General features: G+C 55.9%; 22 protein-coding genes. 13 read left to right on the forward strand and 9 right to left on the reverse strand.

The features are described 5' to 3' along the window. Positions 1-114: 114 nt before the first annotated feature. Positions 115-969, reverse strand: a complete 855-nt coding sequence (locus Q0915_RS06670) for an SDR family oxidoreductase (protein WP_299481077.1) — start codon at positions 967-969, stop codon at positions 115-117. Between the two features lie 203 nt (positions 970-1,172). Between Q0915_RS06670 and Q0915_RS06675 the strand changes: the two genes are divergently transcribed. After that, positions 1,173-1,541 carry a helix-turn-helix domain-containing protein gene (locus Q0915_RS06675; RefSeq protein WP_299482125.1) on the forward strand — a complete coding sequence of 123 codons (369 nt, stop codon included), beginning with the start codon at positions 1,173-1,175 and terminating at the stop codon, positions 1,539-1,541. A gap of 20 nt (positions 1,542-1,561) precedes the next feature. On the opposite strand, the gene Q0915_RS06680 is transcribed toward Q0915_RS06675, so the two are convergent. From Q0915_RS06680 to Q0915_RS06690, 3 genes are read right to left on the reverse strand one after another with little or no spacing between them, the layout of a single operon-like run. After that, positions 1,562-2,194: a hypothetical protein gene (locus tag Q0915_RS06680; RefSeq protein WP_299481080.1), complete on the reverse strand. Its 633-nt coding sequence runs from the start codon at positions 2,192-2,194 to the stop codon at positions 1,562-1,564. Beyond that, complete coding sequence (locus Q0915_RS06685; RefSeq protein ID WP_299481083.1) at positions 2,151-2,447, reverse strand: hypothetical protein; 297 nt, start codon at positions 2,445-2,447, stop codon at positions 2,151-2,153. The genes Q0915_RS06680 and Q0915_RS06685 overlap by 44 nt, the downstream gene beginning before the upstream one ends. A gap of 9 nt (positions 2,448-2,456) precedes the next feature. Continuing rightward, positions 2,457-3,263, reverse strand: a complete 807-nt coding sequence (locus Q0915_RS06690) for a helix-turn-helix transcriptional regulator (protein ID WP_299481086.1) — start codon at positions 3,261-3,263, stop codon at positions 2,457-2,459. Positions 3,264-3,370: 107 nt separating this feature from the next. On the opposite strand from Q0915_RS06690, the gene Q0915_RS06695 reads away from it, so the two are divergent. Next, the gene (locus tag Q0915_RS06695; protein WP_299481089.1) at positions 3,371-3,757 is read left to right on the forward strand and encodes an MAPEG family protein; all 387 of its coding nucleotides are present in this window, start codon (positions 3,371-3,373) and stop codon (positions 3,755-3,757) included. An 82-nt stretch (positions 3,758-3,839) separates the two neighbouring features. Here Q0915_RS06695 and msrB read toward each other — a convergent pair whose 3' ends face one another. Both msrB and Q0915_RS06705 read right to left on the reverse strand, forming a co-directional pair. Continuing rightward, positions 3,840-4,298 carry a peptide-methionine (R)-S-oxide reductase MsrB gene (gene msrB / locus Q0915_RS06700; RefSeq protein WP_299481093.1) on the reverse strand — a complete coding sequence of 153 codons (459 nt, stop codon included), beginning with the start codon at positions 4,296-4,298 and terminating at the stop codon, positions 3,840-3,842. An 88-nt stretch (positions 4,299-4,386) separates the two neighbouring features. After that, positions 4,387-5,382 (reverse strand): diguanylate cyclase, encoded by a 996-nt coding sequence (locus Q0915_RS06705; protein WP_366525263.1) that lies wholly within the window; start codon positions 5,380-5,382, stop codon positions 4,387-4,389. A gap of 410 nt (positions 5,383-5,792) precedes the next feature. Here Q0915_RS06705 and Q0915_RS06710 point away from each other — a divergent pair, with 410 nt between their 5' ends. The 8 genes from Q0915_RS06710 to Q0915_RS06745 all read left to right on the forward strand — a co-directional run bounded on the left by Q0915_RS06710 (position 5,793) and on the right by Q0915_RS06745 (position 12,501). Continuing rightward, positions 5,793-8,192 carry a putative monovalent cation/H+ antiporter subunit A gene (locus tag Q0915_RS06710; protein WP_299481096.1) on the forward strand — a complete coding sequence of 800 codons (2,400 nt, stop codon included), beginning with the start codon at positions 5,793-5,795 and terminating at the stop codon, positions 8,190-8,192. Continuing rightward, positions 8,192-8,611, forward strand: coding sequence for a Na+/H+ antiporter subunit B (locus Q0915_RS06715; RefSeq protein WP_299481100.1), 420 nt, complete (start codon positions 8,192-8,194; stop codon positions 8,609-8,611). Before Q0915_RS06710 ends, Q0915_RS06715 begins: the two co-directional genes overlap by 1 nt. After that, entirely contained in the window at positions 8,611-8,988 is a 378-nt protein-coding gene (locus Q0915_RS06720) for a Na+/H+ antiporter subunit C (protein ID WP_299481103.1), read from the forward strand. The genes Q0915_RS06715 and Q0915_RS06720 overlap by 1 nt, the downstream gene beginning before the upstream one ends. A gap of 5 nt (positions 8,989-8,993) precedes the next feature. Continuing rightward, positions 8,994-10,598, forward strand: coding sequence for a Na+/H+ antiporter subunit D (locus tag Q0915_RS06725; protein WP_299481106.1), 1,605 nt, complete (start codon positions 8,994-8,996; stop codon positions 10,596-10,598). Beyond that, positions 10,595-11,071: a Na+/H+ antiporter subunit E gene (locus Q0915_RS06730; protein WP_299481109.1), complete on the forward strand. Its 477-nt coding sequence runs from the start codon at positions 10,595-10,597 to the stop codon at positions 11,069-11,071. The genes Q0915_RS06725 and Q0915_RS06730 overlap by 4 nt, the downstream gene beginning before the upstream one ends. After that, positions 11,068-11,424 (forward strand): cation:proton antiporter, encoded by a 357-nt coding sequence (locus Q0915_RS06735; protein WP_299481112.1) that lies wholly within the window; start codon positions 11,068-11,070, stop codon positions 11,422-11,424. Before Q0915_RS06730 ends, Q0915_RS06735 begins: the two co-directional genes overlap by 4 nt. Next, complete coding sequence (gene mnhG / locus Q0915_RS06740; RefSeq protein ID WP_299481115.1) at positions 11,421-11,765, forward strand: monovalent cation/H(+) antiporter subunit G; 345 nt, start codon at positions 11,421-11,423, stop codon at positions 11,763-11,765. Before Q0915_RS06735 ends, mnhG begins: the two co-directional genes overlap by 4 nt. A gap of 319 nt (positions 11,766-12,084) precedes the next feature. Next, positions 12,085-12,501, forward strand: a complete 417-nt coding sequence (locus Q0915_RS06745) for a MucR family transcriptional regulator (RefSeq protein WP_299481118.1) — start codon at positions 12,085-12,087, stop codon at positions 12,499-12,501. Positions 12,502-12,565: 64 nt separating this feature from the next. Here Q0915_RS06745 and Q0915_RS06750 read toward each other — a convergent pair whose 3' ends face one another. Next, on the reverse strand, positions 12,566-12,997 hold the full coding sequence (locus Q0915_RS06750; protein ID WP_299481120.1) for a SufE family protein: 432 nt from the start codon (positions 12,995-12,997) through the stop codon (positions 12,566-12,568). Between the two features lie 276 nt (positions 12,998-13,273). After that, positions 13,274-13,726, reverse strand: coding sequence for a DUF5330 domain-containing protein (locus tag Q0915_RS06755; protein WP_299481123.1), 453 nt, complete (start codon positions 13,724-13,726; stop codon positions 13,274-13,276). 387 nt (positions 13,727-14,113) lie between these two features. Here Q0915_RS06755 and Q0915_RS06760 point away from each other — a divergent pair, with 387 nt between their 5' ends. From Q0915_RS06760 to Q0915_RS06770, 3 genes are all read left to right on the forward strand, one after another. After that, the gene (locus Q0915_RS06760; RefSeq protein ID WP_299481126.1) at positions 14,114-15,796 is read left to right on the forward strand and encodes a hypothetical protein; all 1,683 of its coding nucleotides are present in this window, start codon (positions 14,114-14,116) and stop codon (positions 15,794-15,796) included. A gap of 59 nt (positions 15,797-15,855) precedes the next feature. Further along, on the forward strand, positions 15,856-16,554 hold the full coding sequence (locus tag Q0915_RS06765; RefSeq protein ID WP_299481129.1) for a peptidoglycan-binding domain-containing protein: 699 nt from the start codon (positions 15,856-15,858) through the stop codon (positions 16,552-16,554). Positions 16,555-16,639: 85 nt separating this feature from the next. Then, positions 16,640-17,017, forward strand: coding sequence for a DUF1491 family protein (locus tag Q0915_RS06770; protein ID WP_299481132.1), 378 nt, complete (start codon positions 16,640-16,642; stop codon positions 17,015-17,017). 19 nt (positions 17,018-17,036) lie between these two features. Here the strand turns inward: Q0915_RS06770 and Q0915_RS06775 are convergent, their stop codons facing one another. Further along, positions 17,037-18,071 (reverse strand): DUF2336 domain-containing protein, encoded by a 1,035-nt coding sequence (locus tag Q0915_RS06775; protein ID WP_299481135.1) that lies wholly within the window; start codon positions 18,069-18,071, stop codon positions 17,037-17,039. Positions 18,072-18,608: the final 537 nt, after the last annotated feature.

The following is an 18,608-nucleotide window of genomic DNA, read 5'->3' on the forward strand; positions in this document are numbered from 1 at the left end:
AGGTTCAGCAAATCCGGGCCAACAAATATCCTTGAAGTGATTGAGCAGTTTCTTGAATGGGTCCCGGAAGCAATGCCTCCGAAACCCAATTCTGAATCTATCTCAAGCGGTGCCTTAAGAGGTCCCCAAGACTTCGCTGACGAGGTTCGCGAGCGTTCTTGTCGGGCGACCAAGGATGCCATTCAGTGCCGTTGAGCCGTTGAAGAGTTCGCCTTGCGCGGCGCCGCGACCGGCGTCCGCAATCGCCTTTGCAATCCCTTCGGGCAATCCGGCCCCGATCAGGACGCCCGCGTAGTCTTCCTCTGCCAGGTTCTGAGAAGGTATTTGTCGACCGGACTGCCGTGAGATCTCGGCGGCAATATCGGCAAGGCTGACCGCCTGGTCGCCTGCAAGTTCCAGTGCGCGGGTTGAAAGGTCGTCACCGGAAACGATACGGGCGGCCGCTTCTGCGTAATCGTCACGACCGGCTATGGACGTTTTGCCGTCACCGCTTGCCCCGGCCACGGCACCATGTTCAAGCGCGGCCGCAATGGTGCCAGCATAGTTTTCCACGTACCAGCCATTTCGCAGAACAGCGTGCGGGATGCCGCTCTCGGTGAGCAACCTTTCCGTTTCGATGTGTTCTGCACCAAGGACGAGGCTCGAACGCGGCACATTGAGGAGGCTTGTGTAAGTTATGAAACCGACGCCTGCGCTCTTTGCAGCGTCAATGACCGCTTTGTGCTGCGCGACGCGTTTGCCGACCTCAGAACCAGATATCAGCAACAGCCGTGACACGCCTTCCAGGGCGGCAGGAAGGCTCTCCGGGTCATCGTAGTCGAACTTGGCGAGCGTGACCTTACCGGACGCAAGATCCTGTGCCTGGTCCGGTGAGCGAACAAGCGCCCTGACCGGCGTGTCGGTGATGTTCGACAGGTGTTTCAAAACCAGCCTACCCAGCTGACCGTTGGCGCCCGTAACTGCAATCATGACAATTCTCCTCATTTCGTCTCGGGATATCGTGTTCGAATGCAGCCCATGTAGACCTCAAACTTTCTTTTTGTTAGTACATACAAAAAGGTTAGTTTTGGGATTTGATGGTCATGAGCGAAAAAAGTGGGTCCGGCCGGAAGAGCAGCTGCTCGCAAACACGAGATGCCGCAGTCGGGCAGGAGGGAGTGGCGCTGTCGGAAATGATACGGCGTGGTGAGCTCTTCAATCAGAATTGCCCTTCACGCGAAATCCTGAAGCATTTGACGAGCCGCTGGGGCGTGCTGGTTCTCATAGCACTGCTGGATCGCGATCACCGGTTTTCCGAACTTCGGCGAACGGTCGGAGGCGTCAGCGAAAAGATGCTGTCGCAAACCCTGCAGACACTGGAAGCAGACGGCTTTGTCAGCCGGTTTTCGCATCCCGTCGTGCCGCCGCATGTGGACTACAGCCTGACGCCGATCGGACGAGAGGTTGCCTTTCAGGTCCGGCAGATAGCCGATTGGATCGAAGTGAATATCGGGCGCATTCTCGCGTCAAAAAAAGACGCCGAGGTTGCCGAGGCGAATTGAGCCTTGCCCGCGAGGCAGGCTCAGGCTCCTGCGCAGATTTCTACCGTCTTGCCGGTCTCCAGGATCATTTGAATACACTTCGCATCCGACCCGGGTGAGGGCGGCTTGCTTGTCTTGATCGCTGCAGGGAATGTCTGGCTGTGCAGCTCAACAGGACGACCATCTTGAATACCGATGATCCGAAGCGTCGCGCGATCATTGGCGGGTACGGCAATGTCGCGTTGTCCGTTTCCGTCAAAATCGATATCAGCGGTCAATTCCTGCTCACGCGCACCGATCCTGTGATTTGAAAAGCCACGCATTGAGGCGAGCGGAGCAAGACTGTTGCCCCGCCATTCGACGAAATGCAGCGTTCCGCCGATATGGGGCGTTTCCACATAGGCTATTTGCGGTATACTGCGGCCGGCGTAGTCGGCAATACCGGCAATGTTGAGCCATCGGTTTGGGGTTCCGATCGCAGGCGTGGAAGCGAGTTCGACCAGTTTTCCGTCGCGAATTCCGAAAAGCGCGACGCTTGCGCCTGCATTCAGATAGGCGCGGATCGTGATCACCTCGATGCGGCCATCATTGTCGAGGTCGACAATTCGCGGTGTCCTGTCTTCAAAGACTTCACTGACCGGCAGGGTGAGCGAGTAGGTTCCGCATCGCGACATGAAGAGATCCCGCTTCGATCGCATCGCCCAGAATGCCGTGCCCATATCTCCGCGTCGGAGACCCGTACCAGGCGGCTACCGCGTCCGGCCGGCCCGGCCTGTAAACTGCAAATTTTCCGTCCGGCAATCCGCCTTCGGGCCGCGCGGAACTACCTGCCCACACGGCCTCGGGCAGCTCTTCTGCCGCTGCAGGCAGTGCAACCAGCGCAAAAACAGAGACAAGGAAAACGGAAATGACTGATCGTGTTTGCAAGGCTGTTTCCTATTCTGCAGCGTTCATATCTGGAGACGGTCCGGAAGCTCCATACAGGCAATCTTCTGTCTCTGAATCCATCGGGACCATGAGCTCAATGGTCATTCCCTCAACAACCGCATCTTGAACGGATGCGAGTTGCCCAAGAAGCGAGGTGATCCTCAGCCGCTGTCCGTCCGGCCCAAGCACCTCGACGGGGACAAAGACAGGGACGTCCTCGCGGAATGTTTCGTCCAGTCCGTCGAGAAATCCACTGGCGTGCGCCTGTTCCAGCAGGTCGGCAAGATCCGGATCGTCTGCAGCCTCGCGGTAGAGCCTGGCGGCGAAGATCGGTGCGGCTTCTTTCCAGTTCAATACCCGTTCGCGGAATGTCTGTGACAGAAAAATCCGGAACAGGTTTGGAGGTTCATTTTGCGGGCCGACGAAGCCGGCCACGAACAGCTTTCCCGGAACGTTGCTGCGCAGGATCGTCCAGCGTTTGTCGAGCACAAAGGCCGGGAACGGCCAATTGGCCAACAGCCGTGTTTCGATAAGGTTCAATGCATCCTGAACGTCGCGCGACTCTTCAGCTCTGTGCTTGTATGGGCTCGCAAAACCGGCGGTTTCATAAAGCACCTGGCTTCTGCTGACAGGCAGCGCCAGCTCACGCTCAATCCTCTGCAACATGAAACGGCTGGGGCGTGACCTGCCCGTTTCAAGGAAGGAGACATACCGTTGGGTCGAGCCGATACGAGCTGCAAGGTCTGCCTGGCTGAGGCCGCGCTCGGCCCGAAGTGTTTTCAGGGACTTTCCGAATGCCGAGCCGTTTACGTTCATAGGCGATCCGCGCTGGTTGTCTATTCCCTGCAAGGGAATTGCTGCTGTTTCGGAAAAACTTAGGCTTCCGGCAACGTTCATTCAACACACGAACGCTGGAGCGACCGATGACTACATGGATCCTCGCTGTTCTGGTTCTTTATCTTTGCCAGATCTACTTCACTGCAATTATGTACGTTCCAAGCACAGGGCTTTTGCGCCTGGCCGGGGGCAGAGACGGTCTGCCGGAGAAAGGAAGGCTTGCGGGCCGGGCGGACAGGGCACTTTTAAACCTGAAGGAAAACCTGCCGCTCTTTCTGGTGCCGGCTGTTCTGGTCTATGTCGTGCCCAATGCGAATGCGGATCTGGCCATTCTCGGTGCACAGGTCTTTTTCTGGGCACGCCTTGCCTATGTCCCGTTCTACATATCCGGCATTCCCGGACCACGTTCCATCGCTTATGGCGTTGCCCTTGCAGGTAACCTGATGATTGTCGCAGCCCTTTTTACCGGGTGAGCGGCCGCTATTGCTTTCGTACTAAGCTTGGTATTCCGGCCGTAAGGCATCCGGCCGGACCGAGATTTCCGGGAGCACCTGGTCAGCCGTTTTCATTCTGCTTTGCCGGTGGACGCCCTCCATGGATGAAATTCATCGCATGACCGTTCAGGCAGTATCGCAGGCCCGTGGGTGCCGGTCCGTCCGGAAAAACATGACCAAGATGTGCATCGCACTGATTGCAGCGGATTTCCGTGCGGGTCATGCCGTGCGACTTGTCTTCCAACTCTCGCACTGCGTTCGGATGGACCGATTCAAAGAAGCTCGGCCAGCCACAGCCGGCATCGAACTTGGTGTCTGACATGAAAAGAGGCGCGTCACAGCAGATGCAGTCATACCTTCCGACAAGCTTGTTGTCCCAATGTGGTCCGGTAAAGGGGCGTTCTGTACCGGATTGACGTGTCACATAGAACTGCTCAGCCGTCAGCTGGCTCATCCACTCAGCTGTTGTTTTTTTCACCTTGGGCGTTTCGTCGTCCATTTGGGTGATTTCATCGCTCATCGTGAACTTCCTGATTTCGTTTCCCGCGAAAAGATAGGGTGCTTCGCCACAAGCTCAAGCTAGGGTTGATCACCAGTGTGTCAGTGTGTCAGCGCGTCAGGGTCTTCATGGCTGTCTTGACCCTGTTGCCGCCTTCCTGCCGGGCCTGGAAAACGCATGTTTCCGCGGCAGACAACAAAAACTCCGGACTTTCCGAAACACCGGTTTGTTCGGCTACCGCACAGACTGCGCCAACTGAAGCGGTCACCACACCACTGCTAGCCGTATTGTCGGGGTTTGGGATGCCAAGATCCTGGATAGCGATATGGATATAAGCGCTGATGGTTTCGGCGCCCATCTCGTGGGTCCTTGGCAACAGGAGCGAAAACTCTGACGTGGCGGTTCTTGCGGCGATATCGGCCGGCCGGCGAGCCGTTTCCTTCAGCATGACGGCGACCTTGGTGAGGCAATCTTCTGCTGCGCCCGGCCCGAAGTTTTCCGTCAGCGCATCGAAGCGGTCCAGTGTGACCTTGATAAGGCTTGTGTGCGTCTTTTCGCGAAGTGCGATGGCCCATTCACGTTTCAGGTTGTCTTCGAAGGCGCGACGATTGTAGAGCCCGGTCAACGGATCACTCTGCGAGGCTGCCTCAAGCAGGCTTTCCAGTTCGCGCTGTTTTGCAATGCTGCGCAAGAATATTGTGAAGTTGAGAGGAGCGCCGCTGCTGTCTTCCTGCACATGCACAGTGACCTCGAGCCAGATCAAGGGCCCATAGGCAGATCTCAATTGCAGTTCTGCGTTCGAAAGGGTTTCTCCAGGATTGCCATTGCCGGAGAGTATGCGATGGAGGCTATCTGCATCTTTGTCTGGCGTCTCGACATAGACCAGATCACTCAGGTGATCCTTGAGATCTTCTTCAGACCAGCCAAAAAGTTTTTCCGCGGCAGGGGAAATGAACTGCGGCCTTCCGTCGAGGGACAGTTGTATTACGGCGTCCCTGCTTAGTTTTACGATAGTTTCAAAGTCTATTTCTGGCGTTTTCTGCAGGGAAGTTTCAGATAAATTTATATTTTTGCTTTCCAACACCATAATTGCCTCGCTCGGCATTCCGGTCACAACGCCACGTCCAGAGCTTCGCCATCACAAAACTGAACGGTATTTGGACATTGAAATCAAGTGGCTTCCGGTGGAAGGGGGCCCCGCAAAAACGGATTGAAGCACCGATCCTGGTTAATTTACACAAGTTTGACGCCTAAAGGCACAGCTTCAGCCCATTCAGCTGTCATTGAATTCGAGACTTTTTTGCAGCTGTATTCGACAAGTCTCCCGTGAAAGCGCGTTTGTGCATAAGCAGACGGTATAACTTGCGAAAAATCGTACCGGAAATCCTTGAAGACGGCCAATCATGTCCCTAAGACATGTCATAAATCTTCCGGCCCGCTATTATTCTGCGAAAAGGTGTTGATTCGAGCGACTTGGCACCGGTCGTTTTACGCAAAACGTGACGAAAGATCAGTATGACGCCCGCAGTGATCGACGACACTACTTTATACGCCGTACTGGCACCCTTCGCCGCAGCAGTGGTCGCGCCGTTTCTAACGCGTTGGCTCAAGCACAATGCCGCATGGCCGCTTGCCCTTGTGCCGGCCCTGATTTTTGCGCATTTCGCCGGCTTCATCGGCCCCGTCTCCGAGGGACAGACATTCGTGGCGGCAAAAGCCTGGGCGCCCAGCTACGTTGTGAATTTCTCGGTCTATGTCGATGGATTGTCGACGCTCTTCGGGCTTTTGATATCCGGGATCGGCACCTTCATCATTCTGTATGCGGGTGGGTACCTCAAGGGGCATCCGCAACAGGGACGTTTCTTTTCGTTTCTGTTTCTGTTCATGGGCGCTATGCTGGGGCTGGTGCTCGGCAACAATCTGATTTCGCTGTTCATTTTTTGGGAATTGACGTCGATCACGTCCTTCCTGCTGATCGGGTTTGATCACCTGCGCGCTGCATCAAGACGCGCCGCCATTCAGGCGCTGGTCGTCACCGGCGGCGGCGGGCTGGCGCTGCTGGCCGGATTTATCCTGATCATCGCCTCGACGGGCGAAATCGAGATGTCGGTTCTTCTGTCTTCGCCGGACATCATCAAGAACAGCGGGCTCTATCTGCCGATCTTCCTGCTTGTGCTGGGCGGCGCTTTTACAAAATCGGCACAGTTTCCGTTTCACTTCTGGCTTCCGAACGCCATGGAAGCGCCGACGCCCGTTTCGGCCTATCTGCATTCGGCAACCATGGTCAAAGCGGGTGTTTATATGCTCATGCGCATGCATCCGCTCCTTGGAGACACGGAGCTCTGGACGACCGTTCTGCCGCTGTTCGGCGGTGTAACGCTTCTGGTCGGCACGATCCTGGCTGTCCGTCAGACCGACCTGAAGCTGATGCTCGCCTACACAACCGTGGCCTCGCTCGGGCTGCTCGTCATGCTGACCGGAACGAGCCATGAAAAAGCACTAGAGGGTGCCGTCCTCTATCTGCTTGCGCATTCTCTCTTCAAGGGGGCGCTTTTCATGGTCGCTGGAACGATCGACCACGAAGCGGGAACCCGGGATATCACCAAACTCGGCGGGCTGAGGAGAGCGATGCCGTTCACCTTTGCCGCCGGGTGTCTGGCCGGATTGTCCATGGCCGGCTTACCGCCCTTTATCGGTTTCATTGCCAAGGAAATCCTCTACTACGGCACATCGAATATTGGGGACTTGGGTCAGCTTGGCGTTATGATCACTGTTGTCGCGGTCATCGGAAACGCCCTGATGCTGGTCATTGCCGCCGCTGTAGCCATCAAACCGTTTTTTGGTCCCCCGGTCGACACCCCCAAACATGCGCATGAAGGGCCGATTCTACTCATTGCAGGGCCGGTGTTGCTCTCAGTGACCGGCATCATTCTGGGATTGATTGCCCACACGACCGGCGTGCTCTTCGTCGGTCCGACGCTGTCGTCGCTGTTGGGTGAGTTCAAACAGATCGATCTTCATCTGATACCCACAAAGTTCAATGCCCCGGTAATCCTGTCTTTCATTACCGTTGGTCTCGGCATTGCGCTCTTTACCCAGATCGACAAGCTGCGCGAATTGATCGCCGCCGCGCTTAAGGCAATCGGGTGGGGCCCGGACAAGGGTTTCGATCAGTCTATCAGCGGAATCGTATCGTTTGCCGCCTGGCTGACACGTCTCGTGCAGACAGGAAAGATGCAGACCTACATGCTGCTTACATTCGTGTTTACAGCCATCGCCGTTCTGCTACCGGGATTCCTGACAGGCAGTTATCCGGCGATGCCGAAACTGCCGGATTACCGATTCTATGAGTGGGGCATCCTCTTGATTGCCGTGCTCGGTCTTATCGCTGTCCTGGTTGCCAGGACGCGACTGACGGCGATCGTGTCGCTTGGTATTCAAGGCTTTGCGGTCGCACTGATCTTCATGATGTTCGGTGCACCGGATCTCTCCTTCACACAGTTCATGGTTGAAACGCTGTCTGTTGTCATTCTTGCCCTGGTGATGACCCGCCTGAACCTTTCTCCGCGGGATCACCGCTCGCTGCCTGCCAGGCTGGTTACCGGTGTGGTTGCAGTCGCGGTGGGGCTTGGTCTGACACTCACTCTACTGGCAATTACCCAGCAGCCTTTCGACCGGACACTTTCCGACTTCTTTACAGAGTTCAGCCGGTCAATCGCGCACGGGCGCAATATCGTCAACGTCATTCTCGTCGACTTCCGCGGCTTCGATACGCTCGGCGAGATTGCGGTCGTCGTGCTCGCAGGTCTTTGCGTCCTGGCGCTGATCAGGATCCGGACCAGACCCGATCCGGAGACGGAGCCTGAACCACAGAGCGCGCAGACTGCCGCGAAACAAACAGCGGAGGTTCGCTGATGCGTACGGTCATTTTTCGAACGATTGCACCGTATCTGGCCGCTCTCATGGTTCTGTTCTCGATTTTCGTGCTGCTGCGCGGACACAATGAACCGGGCGGCGGTTTCATCGGCGGTCTGATTGCGGCTTCCGCGCTGGCGATCTACGGGATCGCCTGTGGCGTGGCGTCAGTCCGGCGGGCCATTGTTTTCCATCCCATGGGAATATCCGGTTTTGGCCTGTTCATCGGAGCGCTGGCCGGGGTGCTTTCCTTCTTCAAGGGGCAGGCCTTCATGACCAGCCAATGGCTTATCTTCGACTTTTCCGGTGTCGAGGTCGCCTTGTCGACGCCGTTGGTCTTCGATATCGGCGTTTATCTCGTGGTGGTCGGTGCGATCGGGTCCATTGCCCTTGCGCTCGAAGAAAGGGAGGCGGACTGATGGAAACCGGCGTAGCGATCCTGATCGGTCTGTTTTTCAGTGTGGCGGTCTACCTGATGCTATCTAAGCATCTCGTGCGAATATTGCTTGGGATTGCGATCCTGGGGAACTCGGTGAACATGCTCATTTTCACCAACGGGCGGCTGACACGGGAAATTCCGCCGCTTATCCCGCCCCACCTTTACACACCTGAGACGTTAACAGCCAATCCGTTGCCGCAGGCGCTGGTTCTGACGGCCATTGTGATCTCGTTCTCGTTCTTTGCCTTTCTGCTCGTTCTGGCCTTTCGGGCCTATCAGGAACTCGAAACGGACGAGGTCAACAAGATGCGTGTCGCAGAGCCTGAAAACGATCAAACTCCGCCGCAAGGGTATTAAACTGAATGGCCGGTTCTTCTGTTTCCGTCGACTACGCCGACGCAATGATCATGACGCCGATCCCGGCGGGCGACTGGCTGATTGTAGCGCCATCGCTGATCACCATGGTCGGCGGCGCCCTGTGCCTGATGCTGCGCAAGAACACGGACTTGCAGCCCAAAGTCGGGATGGTGCTGCTCGGAGCGCTGGTCGTTGCGAGCCTCGCCTTGCTGATCCGCGTTCTGGATCATGGCGTAATCACAATGGTGATGGGCAACTGGTTGCCCCCGTTTGGCATTGCCGTGACGGCGGATGCACTGGGCGCGACGCTTACATTCATCGGTTCCGTGGTCGCCTTTTGCGCTGGCCTGTTCGGGATGAAAACCGTCGACAGTTCAGGACGGCGCTACGGGTTTTATCCCTTCCTGCTTTTGCTCATGACCGGTGTCTGCGGGTCGTTTCTGACCGCCGATATCTTCAATCTCTATGTCTGGTTTGAAGTTCTGCTGATTTCGTCCTACGGGCTTCTCATTCTGGGCAACGACCGGATTCAACTGGACGGCGCCGTGAAATACGGGGTTCTCAACCTCGTCGGAACGAACCTTTTCCTGATTGCCACGGGTCTCATCTACGGAATTTTCGGAACGCTGAACATGGCGGATATTGCCGTCAAGGTTGACGCGATGGAAAACCCGGCGTCCGGGACGCTGGCCACGGTCGCCGCGCTTTATTTCCTTGCATTTGCGATGAAAGCGGCAGCCTTTCCAGTCAACTTCTGGCTTCCTGCATCCTACCATACCCCGAATATTGTGGTGTCCGCGGTGTTTGCAGGGCTCCTCACCAAGGTTGGTGTCTATGCACTGATCCGGATCTTCGTGCTCATTCTGCCGGCTTCACTCGGTTACATGGCTGACGTCATCGGTCTGGTTGCGATTGTGACCTTGATGACGGGTGCTCTGGGTGCTTTGGCGCAGACCGAAATCAGGCGGCTGCTCGGATATCTGGTCATCGCCGGTATCGGGTCCATGCTGGCCGGTCTGGCGGTTGCGGCCAACGACGAGAAAGCGACACTGGCGATATCGGGTGCAATTTTTTACGCGGTTCATTCGATCATCGTCATGACCGCACTCTACATGTCCGCTGGCATCATCAGCATGATGGGTGGCTCTTTCAACCTGAGACAGCTCGGCGGGCTATATCAAAAGAGCGGCGCATTTGCCGGGGTGTTTCTGATTTTGGCGTTTGCCGTGTCAGGCTTACCGCCGTTTTCAGGCTTCTGGCCGAAGGTTATGCTTGTTGACGCGGCTTTCGGCGATGACAGGTTCTGGTTGGGGGCAGCGATCCTGGTGAGCGGCTTTCTGACGACACTGGCGATGGGACGTGTCTGGATTTATGCGTTCTGGCGTGGTGGGCCGGAAGGTACGCCGGACGGGCAAAGCGTTGAGGTGACCGGTTCGTCACAGGCACAGCTGTCTGGTGGCGCAGTCTGGCTGCCCCTAGGAATTCTTACCGCACTTGTCGTCTATTTCGGTCTGCAGCCGGAGTGGATGATTGAACTTTCGACACAGGGTGCCAGCGGCGTTGTCGATCCGCTTGGCTATATCCGGTCGGTGCTTGGAGAGCAGGGATGACGAGCCTCTTTCTCATCAACATACTCATGGCTCTCGCATGGGGAGCTGTCACAGGCAGTTTTTCCGAGGTCAATCTCGCATTCGGCTTCGTGCTCGGATCGGGCGCTCTCTATCTGATCCGCGAGCAGGTCGGCACGGCGGAGTATTTTAGCCGTTTTGGCAAAGCCGTCGGTCTGGCGCTGACCTTCGTCCGTGAGCTGGTGCTTTCGGCCTGGCGGGTCGCGATGATCGTGCTCAGGCCGAAGATCGAACTGCAGCCCGGCATTATTGCGCTTCCCTTGACTGTCGATACGGATTTCGAAATCACAATACTTGCGAACCTGATCACGCTGACACCCGGCACCTTGTCGGTGGATGTGTCCGACGATCGCAAGACGCTTTACATCCACTGTATCGACGTACCCGATCCGCAAGCGACGATCGACGACATCAAAAACGGATTTGAGCGCAAAATCATGGAGGCGTTCAGATGACATCCTTTGAGTTGTTTGCGTCCCAGTTTCTCGACGTTGCCGTGAACATTTCGCTCGGCATTCTGTCAGTCGCATTTGTCGTCATAGTCTACAGGACGGTCAAGGGCCCGAGCCTTCCCGACCGGGTCGTCGCGTTGGACATGCTCGTTGCGGTGGGCATTGGCTTTATTGCCGCGATCGGCGTGTCTACGGGAATTTATCTCTACATTGATATTGCGATCACGCTGGGTCTGGTCGGATTCCTTGCGACGGTCGCGTTTGCGCGATTTATTCTCAATCGCGGCAAGGCGGGCGACGACACAATCATGGAAGAAGTCGAGGAAAGCATCAAACGCAGGGAGGCGGGGCAATGAGTGCTGTCGTCGATATTGTAACCGGGTGTATGCTGATCATCGGAGCGTCTTTCGCATTTGTCGCCTCGCTTGGGCTCGTCAGGCTGAAGGATGTCTACATGCGCACGCACGCAGCGTCCAAGGCCGGGACTCTTGGCTCCGGACTTATGCTTTTGGCGCTGGCGGTGGAAGCCGGTGACCTCTCCGTCGTCACGCGAGCGATCGCCGGAGTTGTCTTCTTCTTGCTGACGGCCCCAATTTCGGCCCATTTATTGGCAAAAGCTGCATATGCGGCGGGATATCGTCCCTGTGCTGATACGAAGATCGATGCTTTGGCCGAAACCATTCGACCAAAGGAGTGAGCCTGTGAGCATAGCAGCTATGCGAAACTCGAAGACTGGCGTAAGGGAATACTATTGGTCCATTGTCTATTTCGATCTTTTCGAAATAGTAGGTATTTATAGAATTTGATTTTTATTGCCGAATTTTATTTTTTATTTGATTTTCGGGGTTGTATAAGAAGGATCGCAGCGATATAAGGCTGTGACAATCACCTGCAAAGTAGAATCGCATTCGATTTCCAATTCCGCAAGTAACGTGATTTTTTAGGCGTTTTCGGAACAAATTACTTGCAGGTTTACAAAGAAGCTTAATTCGAATTTGGAAGAGAACGGGTGAAATATGACTGACAATCCGGTGGATGCTAATCTGATTGATCTTACGGCGGACATCGTCTCTGCGTATGTGAGCAACAATACAGTTGCTTCCACGGATCTGCCGAGCCTGATCAACGAAGTCCACACAGCGCTGCACAAGACGGCATCTGCTTCGAGCGAGCCGGAGCCGGAGCCGCTGAAGCCCGCAGTGCCGGTCAAGAAGTCGGTCATGCCCGACTACATCATCTGCCTCGAGGACGGCAAGAAATTCAAGTCGCTCAAGCGGCACCTGCGCACGCATTACAACATGACGCCTGAAGAATACCGCGAGAAGTGGGATCTCGGTGCCGACTATCCGATGGTCGCTCCGAACTACGCCGCAGCGCGGTCCGAGCTCGCCAAGAAGATGGGACTCGGCCAGCAGCGCAAGCGGTCCAAGTAAGAAGCAATTCTTATCCGGGTTACAAGAGCTGCCAAATGGCAGCTCTTTTTTTGTCAAATGGCAGTCAGGCCGCTGCGAGGGCGCCTTGTGCGTCGGAGCGAATACGCCCCACCATCGACCTGAGACCATTGGAACGCTGCGGGGTGAGGTGATCCTGCAGCCCGAGCTGCGAGAACACGCTTTCAACGTCGGTGTCGAGAATTTGCTGGGCGGATTTGCCGCTGAACAAAGACGTCACGATGGCGACCAGGCCTTGAACAATCAATGCGTCGCTGTCGCCCTTGAAGCTCAAAACCGCTTGCCCGTCCGGACCGGGACGGATCGTAGTGATCAGCCATACTTGTGAGACGCAGCCACGTACCTTGTGCTCGTCTGATCGCTCTGAAGCACTCAGTTCCGGCAGTTCTTTGCCCAGGTCGATCAGGTATTTGTAACGGTCTTCCCAGTCATCCAGAAACTCGAATGTCTCAAGAATTTCGCTGATATCTGTGGTCATGGCGCCTGTCTTTGAAGGTCTAATCTGCCTTCATATAGCCCGCATGGTGCAAAGTGCAAATCCGGTGACAGAGAAAGGGAGGGTGCGGCTGAAAAATGCCAAACAGCTTCAAAAGAAAAATACGCCGCAGATGAAATGGGCAGCTTTCCATCTGCGGCGCAGCGGAACGTGCCGCTGAAGTTTAGCCGTCGTTGCTGCGTTTGCGCAGCAGCGCTCTAGCGGGGCGCAATTTACCGTCGAGCGGGCGGCAACAGTCCCGTCCAACGGCTTGTGTGCTCAGGTGCTGCGACCTGAGCGTGGCTTGGGCCGTGGAACCGGCCCGCCGGCAGTCTCCAACCTGGAGCCTGGATTTCGAATCGGTACAATTGCGACGGGCCTGACATTTTCACCGTCGCTCAGCTCGGTGCGAACGGGGTCGGTCGAACCGGTGACCAGGCCGTCATCGGCGGCGTTGTCCTCGACCCGGGTGCCGAAATAGTCGTATACAATAAGGGCACCGTCGCGCGCGCGGCTGCCAATCGCCGTCAAAGCGTTGCCACCGGTTTCGCAGGCTTGAGGATTGCGGCTGCAAAAGCTGCCGATGTCGGACACCGTCGCCTGGGCGGCCAAGAACGCCGAAACAGGATCAACGGCCACAGTTTGTTCAGGGGTGCTTTTTTCGCCGGATCCAAGCGGAATCAGTGCGAGCACCAAGGTGAGCCAGAAGGCCGTCCTCAGAAGAAACAACATGATGCTACCCATAGTCTGTTCGAAGTCGCGGGCCGATGACGTGCCGGCTCACTGGTTATGGTCGAACGATAGCAAAGACTTGAAAATGTCCGGTTGCATGGGTGAGCGCAATTTTCATAAAATAAATCAGGTATTTAAAGAAAGTTTTCTGAGAATTTGATTCAAATTTTATCTTTCTCCGCTCAAGCGCTTGAAATCGGACTGAAATCGCAGATTTTTTCCCGGTTTGGATTATCCTTTATCGTTCATTAAGCGCTGCCGCCGACAATGACGTGCAAGAAGCAGTGAGTGCATGTGTCCGTGGTATTCGTGTGGTAATGTAGTTTGCGTAACCCTCTGAAAAAATTGAAAATATTGAGAGATCTCCTAACGGCTCGCGTCGACGAGATGATTCATCCGACGGCCGCTGAAGATAATTTTCTCGCACCATTGCACCGGTCTCTCCTGACAAGCTGTTTCCTGAGCGGTTCGGTAGCCCTGATTATCCTGCCGTTGCATCTTGCTTTGGCCGGCGCGCCACATGCGGCAACGATCGTGGTGCTGGCATGGATGCTAAGCCAGTGGCCCATTGCCAGCTTTCTGTCGCGCACGGGTGAATTGGACACCGCGATTGCGTTTTCGTCCGGACTTTTCGCTAGCTTCGTTGCCGTCATTTGCATGATGACCGGAGGAGACGCGTCCTTTGCTTTGCTTTGGCTGCTCATCCCTCCGGTTGAGGCTGCATTTGCGACAAACAGGAAAATCACCGTCAGCATTACGCTTTACTGCTGCGCTCTGTTTGCGTTCGTCCAACTCTTCGCAGGCCATGTTTCGCAGATAGTCAACCTGCCTCCGGCTGCGCGCATTGCAGCTTCTGTTGCAGCGTTGATCTACACTGGCATGCTGGCCGCAAGGATCGCGCTGGATCGGAGCCGGGCGCGCGACGCGGTAACAGCGGCGCTGGACAGCCGGGAACGTATTCGCAGCAATGTTTCTGAAGTGCTTCTGGAGATCGGTGCGACCGGGCGTTTGAGCATCTTGGCCGGGCCCTTGCGCGAAGTGCTGGGTTTTGCACCTTCTGCATCCGATGATGACTGGTTGTTTCAACGCCTGCATGTGGCGGATCGCCCGCAGTATCTGACACGTCTTGCAGACGTTCGAGAAAGCGAAAATCCGGCCAGCGTCAAAGTGCGCCTCAGGACAGGGTCCAACCAGCCGGGTGAACAGGGAGAAGCAGCTTATCAGGTTTTCGAGCTCTATTTGAAACCAGGGCAGACCCTGCAGTCCACAGACACGGCAAAACCGGTGATTCTCGCGATACGAACGTCACCAGATGACAGCGAACATGGAGATCTCGCGTCGCGCAGGGCTGAACAATTGCGCAGCGGCAACGTTCATTGGAATGTAATCGAGGAAGCCGGTGCATCAGTTCAGGCGCAAGTTTCCGAGATTGTCGATCTGGCCAGACTGGTTGAAAGTCAGGGAAAATCTCTTTCGGCAGGAAGCCTCAACCGGACCGCGAAACGCATAAGGTCCGCAGGTGATCAAAGTGCGCAGTCCTTAAGTGCACTACTGGATCTGGTTCCGGAAAAGCCGGATGGCGCTGACGAAAACTACTGCCGTTTTGATGTTGCGGATTGCCTGAAGCACAGCTGCAATCTCATTCGCCCGCTTGCCGACCGGGTAAACGTTTCGCTTGAAGTGGATGTTGCTGCGGATCTTGTGGACGTGATGGTCAACAAGAAGAAGTTTCGTCAATCGCTCCATATCATCCTGTCGGAGATGGTTGAAACCGTGGGAGCAGGTGCAGACGTTCGCGTGACAATTCGGCCAGCGCCATCGGGTGTGAACCTGGAACTGACCGCCGTAAATCGCCAAGCCAGCGTGACCTGGAGTTCTGAGGGCTCCAGGGCCGTTTTCGATCATGCCGCCAGGTTGTTGGAAGAAACCGGATCCAGATTGAAGTACTTGTCGGCGCTTGGGCACGGTGAAACGATCGTCGTGCTCGTTCCGGCGCGTTTTGAAAGAAGCTCAGCGGAAACGCCGTCCAATTCCGAGACTTCACCCCGGTCTTTTGCAAAGACGGCGTAGGCAACGGCATGGCACGAACAAAAGAAAAAAACAGTCAGCCCAAAATCCAGGAGACCTTGATGGCAAGGGCTGGTCATCTGGCGCTTGATAACCCAGTCGCGGCCGGGGGGGCCGTTGTCATGGGCCTGACGGCCTGCCTGATTATCGCCAACGCAATCGGCCTGCAGCCGGCTCGGCATCCGGCGCCGCTTTTTGCGACACGCGATCGTCCGGAAGCCTTTCAGTTACCCGAACCGGACGGTCGGCGAAGCGGATTGCAGGTTCAGGAGATCTCGACACTGGTGCTGGACCTTCAGATATCCCTTCGAAAAATCGGTTTTTATGAGGGTCCGCTTGATGGCCTCAATGGACCGGCGACCGAGCGTGCCATACGTGCTTTCGAGCGTCGTGCCGGACAGGCGGAGACCGGAAAAGCGAATGAAGCTCTGTTGGCATTGATCCTCCTGCATGGCGATGAACCTCAGAGTTCTCTTGTCCCGGTGCCGCGGGCAAAACCGGGAACAAGCAGTTCGCTCCCGGTGAAACCGCCATCGCAGCTGGTTGATGAGATTGATGCCGACCCACGGCTCATGAAAATCCAGAAAGCCCTTTCTGAACTCGGCTACGGCCCTTTGAAGGCCGACGGCGTGATGGGGGCCAACACAACGGCGGCAATCAAGCGCTTCGAGTTCGACAGGGGACTGCCACTGACAGGCGAGCTGGGGCCTCAAACTGTTGAGCGTCTTGAAATGATCAGCGGAAGACGTTTGTCCGGTTGATTGATGAGGCTTTCGATCTGCCTTGAACCGGCGGACAATAGCAATCCGGCGTTTGGGCCGGAAGAAGCACTATTGGAAAGCTAAAATGAGAGTCACTTCCGAATTCTTTGTCTCGGCACTTGTGCGCCGGATTTTCGCAGAAGGAGGCTTCGCAGCCATTTCAAGACGTGGTGCTGAGGAAGCTGGCGCGGTTTTTGTGTCGATCGACCGCTTGGACGGATCGTTCGACCTCTATGGCCCAGCCCCTCAGGCGATGTTCAGCGATCAGCCTCTTGGACGCTTGTTCGAGAAAATACTGGCCTCCGTGGAAACAGCCGACATCAGCCAGCGACTGCAGAACGAAGCCAGGATGGATCCCGACTATTGGCTGGTCGAGATCGAGGCAAGGGAAGGGGACGCGGGTTTGCCGCTCGCGCAAGACGACCCCGTGGAAGTGCCCGGAAAAGATTTTTTTCGAACTTAACGCGTCTCGGTTACCCGCTCTATGAGCGGGCTTTTTGTCTCTGATCCACACCGCGTTTTGCGAAGGTCTTTTTGGCCTGCGTCTTTCTACCGGCGGCTTCCTGATATTGCGAGGAATACCGCGGCGCGGATTTCTGTGCGCCCTGATCGTGCAGGAGCCATTGCCCGACAAGTGCTTCGGCTGCACCGTTGCTGAGCGTGCGGTGCATTCTCAAAAGACCGCGCAGATCGGTCAAAGGCATGTCTTCCCCGAGCAGGCGGATCAGAATCGTCGTGGTCTGAAACTCCGGCATCCCCAATGCCTTCAAGGCAATCGTGAGGCCTTCGCCCTGATCCTTTCGCAGCAACAGGTTACTGGTGGATCTCGACAGGCCGAGACCCTGGCTGAGCAAAGTTGCGAAGCGGTATGTGTTTTGGCTCATTGCTTCCTCAACCAGGGCTTCCTGGATTCGGGGTCGATTTGCTTCGGATCTTTGGGACATGTTTCCACCTGGTGTCTGTGCCTGTTTAACGAGGCTGGTCATTTCTGCGGCGGCGATTGCCTGCTTTTTCAAGGGCGCCGGCAAATGCAGAAACTGTCCCATCAGGCCGTCGGGATTGAGGGCATCCCGGCCGGCAAGTTCCAGACCGAGAGACGCGATGATGTCGCTTCTTCGGCTGAGTTTGGCCTGATGGGTCTTATTGAGACTGATGTCGTCGCGCTCGAGCAGTATTTTGACTGCACTTGCTTCAGCATGGTCGCACAGGGCGCTGATGACCGATTCGCGAAGGGAAGGCCGGCTTGCGACGGCTTTTCGGGAAATCTCGGGGCCGTTCTCTGCGACCTCAAGCTGGAGATCCACAGAAAGGCGGGGACTGTTACGAAGGGCAGGTGCCGCTGTCAAAGGATCTTCGTCGCGCGCCAGCTGTTCCTGCAGATCGTCCGGTATTTTTGGATGTCCGGCGAGCAACCTGGATATCTGGCGGCGATCCTCTGGAGGGGTGCCTTGAAGCAGATTTCGCGCGAGTTCCAAAAAAATATCAGTTTCTTCAATGTCATGCTTCTGACGCCCCACGAAAATCTCTGAGGCAGACAGCAACACATGCCGCGCCGAAGCAGAGCTTGAGCGCGTTCGCGAAACGTTGGTCGTTTGAGGCTTTTTTTGTTTAAATTTTTGGCTCTGTTGCATGACACCCGACTACAAAACACGAAACACAGATCGACCGTCGAAAGTTGTTTCCATCAAATTGCAGGAAAAGCGTTAGCATGCTGTTAACCCTGACGGCTTCTTAATGAACCTGCAGCAAGTAATGCGTCGCCCGTTTGACCGTTTCCGCGCGGTAATACGCCGTTCAGGAGACTGGAACCGAAGGAGGAGACGATGGGCACTTTGTTGGATTTTTCGTCCGCACCACGGCCCAGTGCACGTGTGAGCCAACGCTCAAAATCGCACGAACAGGCAAGCACAGAGAGTTTTGGGGAGGTTATCCTCTTCCCAGGTGTACGCTATGAGCGGCATGACCTTGATCTTGCCGCGCGAATCAACACCATCGGAAGAGCTGCTGGACCCACTGGTTCCGACAAGGACTGACGGTCCAAGCCCTCCAGCCGC

The sequence above is a fragment of the uncultured Roseibium sp. genome (genome assembly GCF_947494555.1).
GTDB lineage: Bacteria > Pseudomonadota > Alphaproteobacteria > Rhizobiales > Stappiaceae > Roseibium.

Bases quoted from the DNA above. Each gene is read 5' to 3' on its own strand.
- Q0915_RS06670 (WP_299481077.1), bottom strand. From the start codon at position 969: ATGATTGCAGTTACGGGCGCCAACGGTCAGCTGGGTAGGCTGGTTTTG.
- Q0915_RS06675 (WP_299482125.1), top strand. From the start codon at position 1,173: ATGATACGGCGTGGTGAGCTCTTCAATCAGAATTGCCCTTCACGCGAA.
- Q0915_RS06680 (WP_299481080.1), bottom strand. From the start codon at position 2,194: ATGTCGCGATGCGGAACCTACTCGCTCACCCTGCCGGTCAGTGAAGTC.
- Q0915_RS06690 (WP_299481086.1), bottom strand. From the start codon at position 3,263: ATGAACGTAAACGGCTCGGCATTCGGAAAGTCCCTGAAAACACTTCGG.
- Q0915_RS06695 (WP_299481089.1), top strand. From the start codon at position 3,371: ATGACTACATGGATCCTCGCTGTTCTGGTTCTTTATCTTTGCCAGATC.
- msrB (WP_299481093.1), bottom strand. From the start codon at position 4,298: ATGAGCGATGAAATCACCCAAATGGACGACGAAACGCCCAAGGTGAAA.
- Q0915_RS06705 (WP_366525263.1), bottom strand. From the start codon at position 5,382: ATGCCGAGCGAGGCAATTATGGTGTTGGAAAGCAAAAATATAAATTTA.
- Q0915_RS06710 (WP_299481096.1), top strand. From the start codon at position 5,793: ATGACGCCCGCAGTGATCGACGACACTACTTTATACGCCGTACTGGCA.
- Q0915_RS06715 (WP_299481100.1), top strand. From the start codon at position 8,192: ATGCGTACGGTCATTTTTCGAACGATTGCACCGTATCTGGCCGCTCTC.
- Q0915_RS06720 (WP_299481103.1), top strand. From the start codon at position 8,611: ATGGAAACCGGCGTAGCGATCCTGATCGGTCTGTTTTTCAGTGTGGCG.
- Q0915_RS06725 (WP_299481106.1), top strand. From the start codon at position 8,994: ATGGCCGGTTCTTCTGTTTCCGTCGACTACGCCGACGCAATGATCATG.
- Q0915_RS06730 (WP_299481109.1), top strand. From the start codon at position 10,595: ATGACGAGCCTCTTTCTCATCAACATACTCATGGCTCTCGCATGGGGA.
- Q0915_RS06735 (WP_299481112.1), top strand. From the start codon at position 11,068: ATGACATCCTTTGAGTTGTTTGCGTCCCAGTTTCTCGACGTTGCCGTG.
- mnhG (WP_299481115.1), top strand. From the start codon at position 11,421: ATGAGTGCTGTCGTCGATATTGTAACCGGGTGTATGCTGATCATCGGA.
- Q0915_RS06745 (WP_299481118.1), top strand. From the start codon at position 12,085: ATGACTGACAATCCGGTGGATGCTAATCTGATTGATCTTACGGCGGAC.
- Q0915_RS06750 (WP_299481120.1), bottom strand. From the start codon at position 12,997: ATGACCACAGATATCAGCGAAATTCTTGAGACATTCGAGTTTCTGGAT.
- Q0915_RS06755 (WP_299481123.1), bottom strand. From the start codon at position 13,726: ATGTTGTTTCTTCTGAGGACGGCCTTCTGGCTCACCTTGGTGCTCGCA.
- Q0915_RS06760 (WP_299481126.1), top strand. From the start codon at position 14,114: ATGATTCATCCGACGGCCGCTGAAGATAATTTTCTCGCACCATTGCAC.
- Q0915_RS06765 (WP_299481129.1), top strand. From the start codon at position 15,856: ATGGCAAGGGCTGGTCATCTGGCGCTTGATAACCCAGTCGCGGCCGGG.
- Q0915_RS06770 (WP_299481132.1), top strand. From the start codon at position 16,640: ATGAGAGTCACTTCCGAATTCTTTGTCTCGGCACTTGTGCGCCGGATT.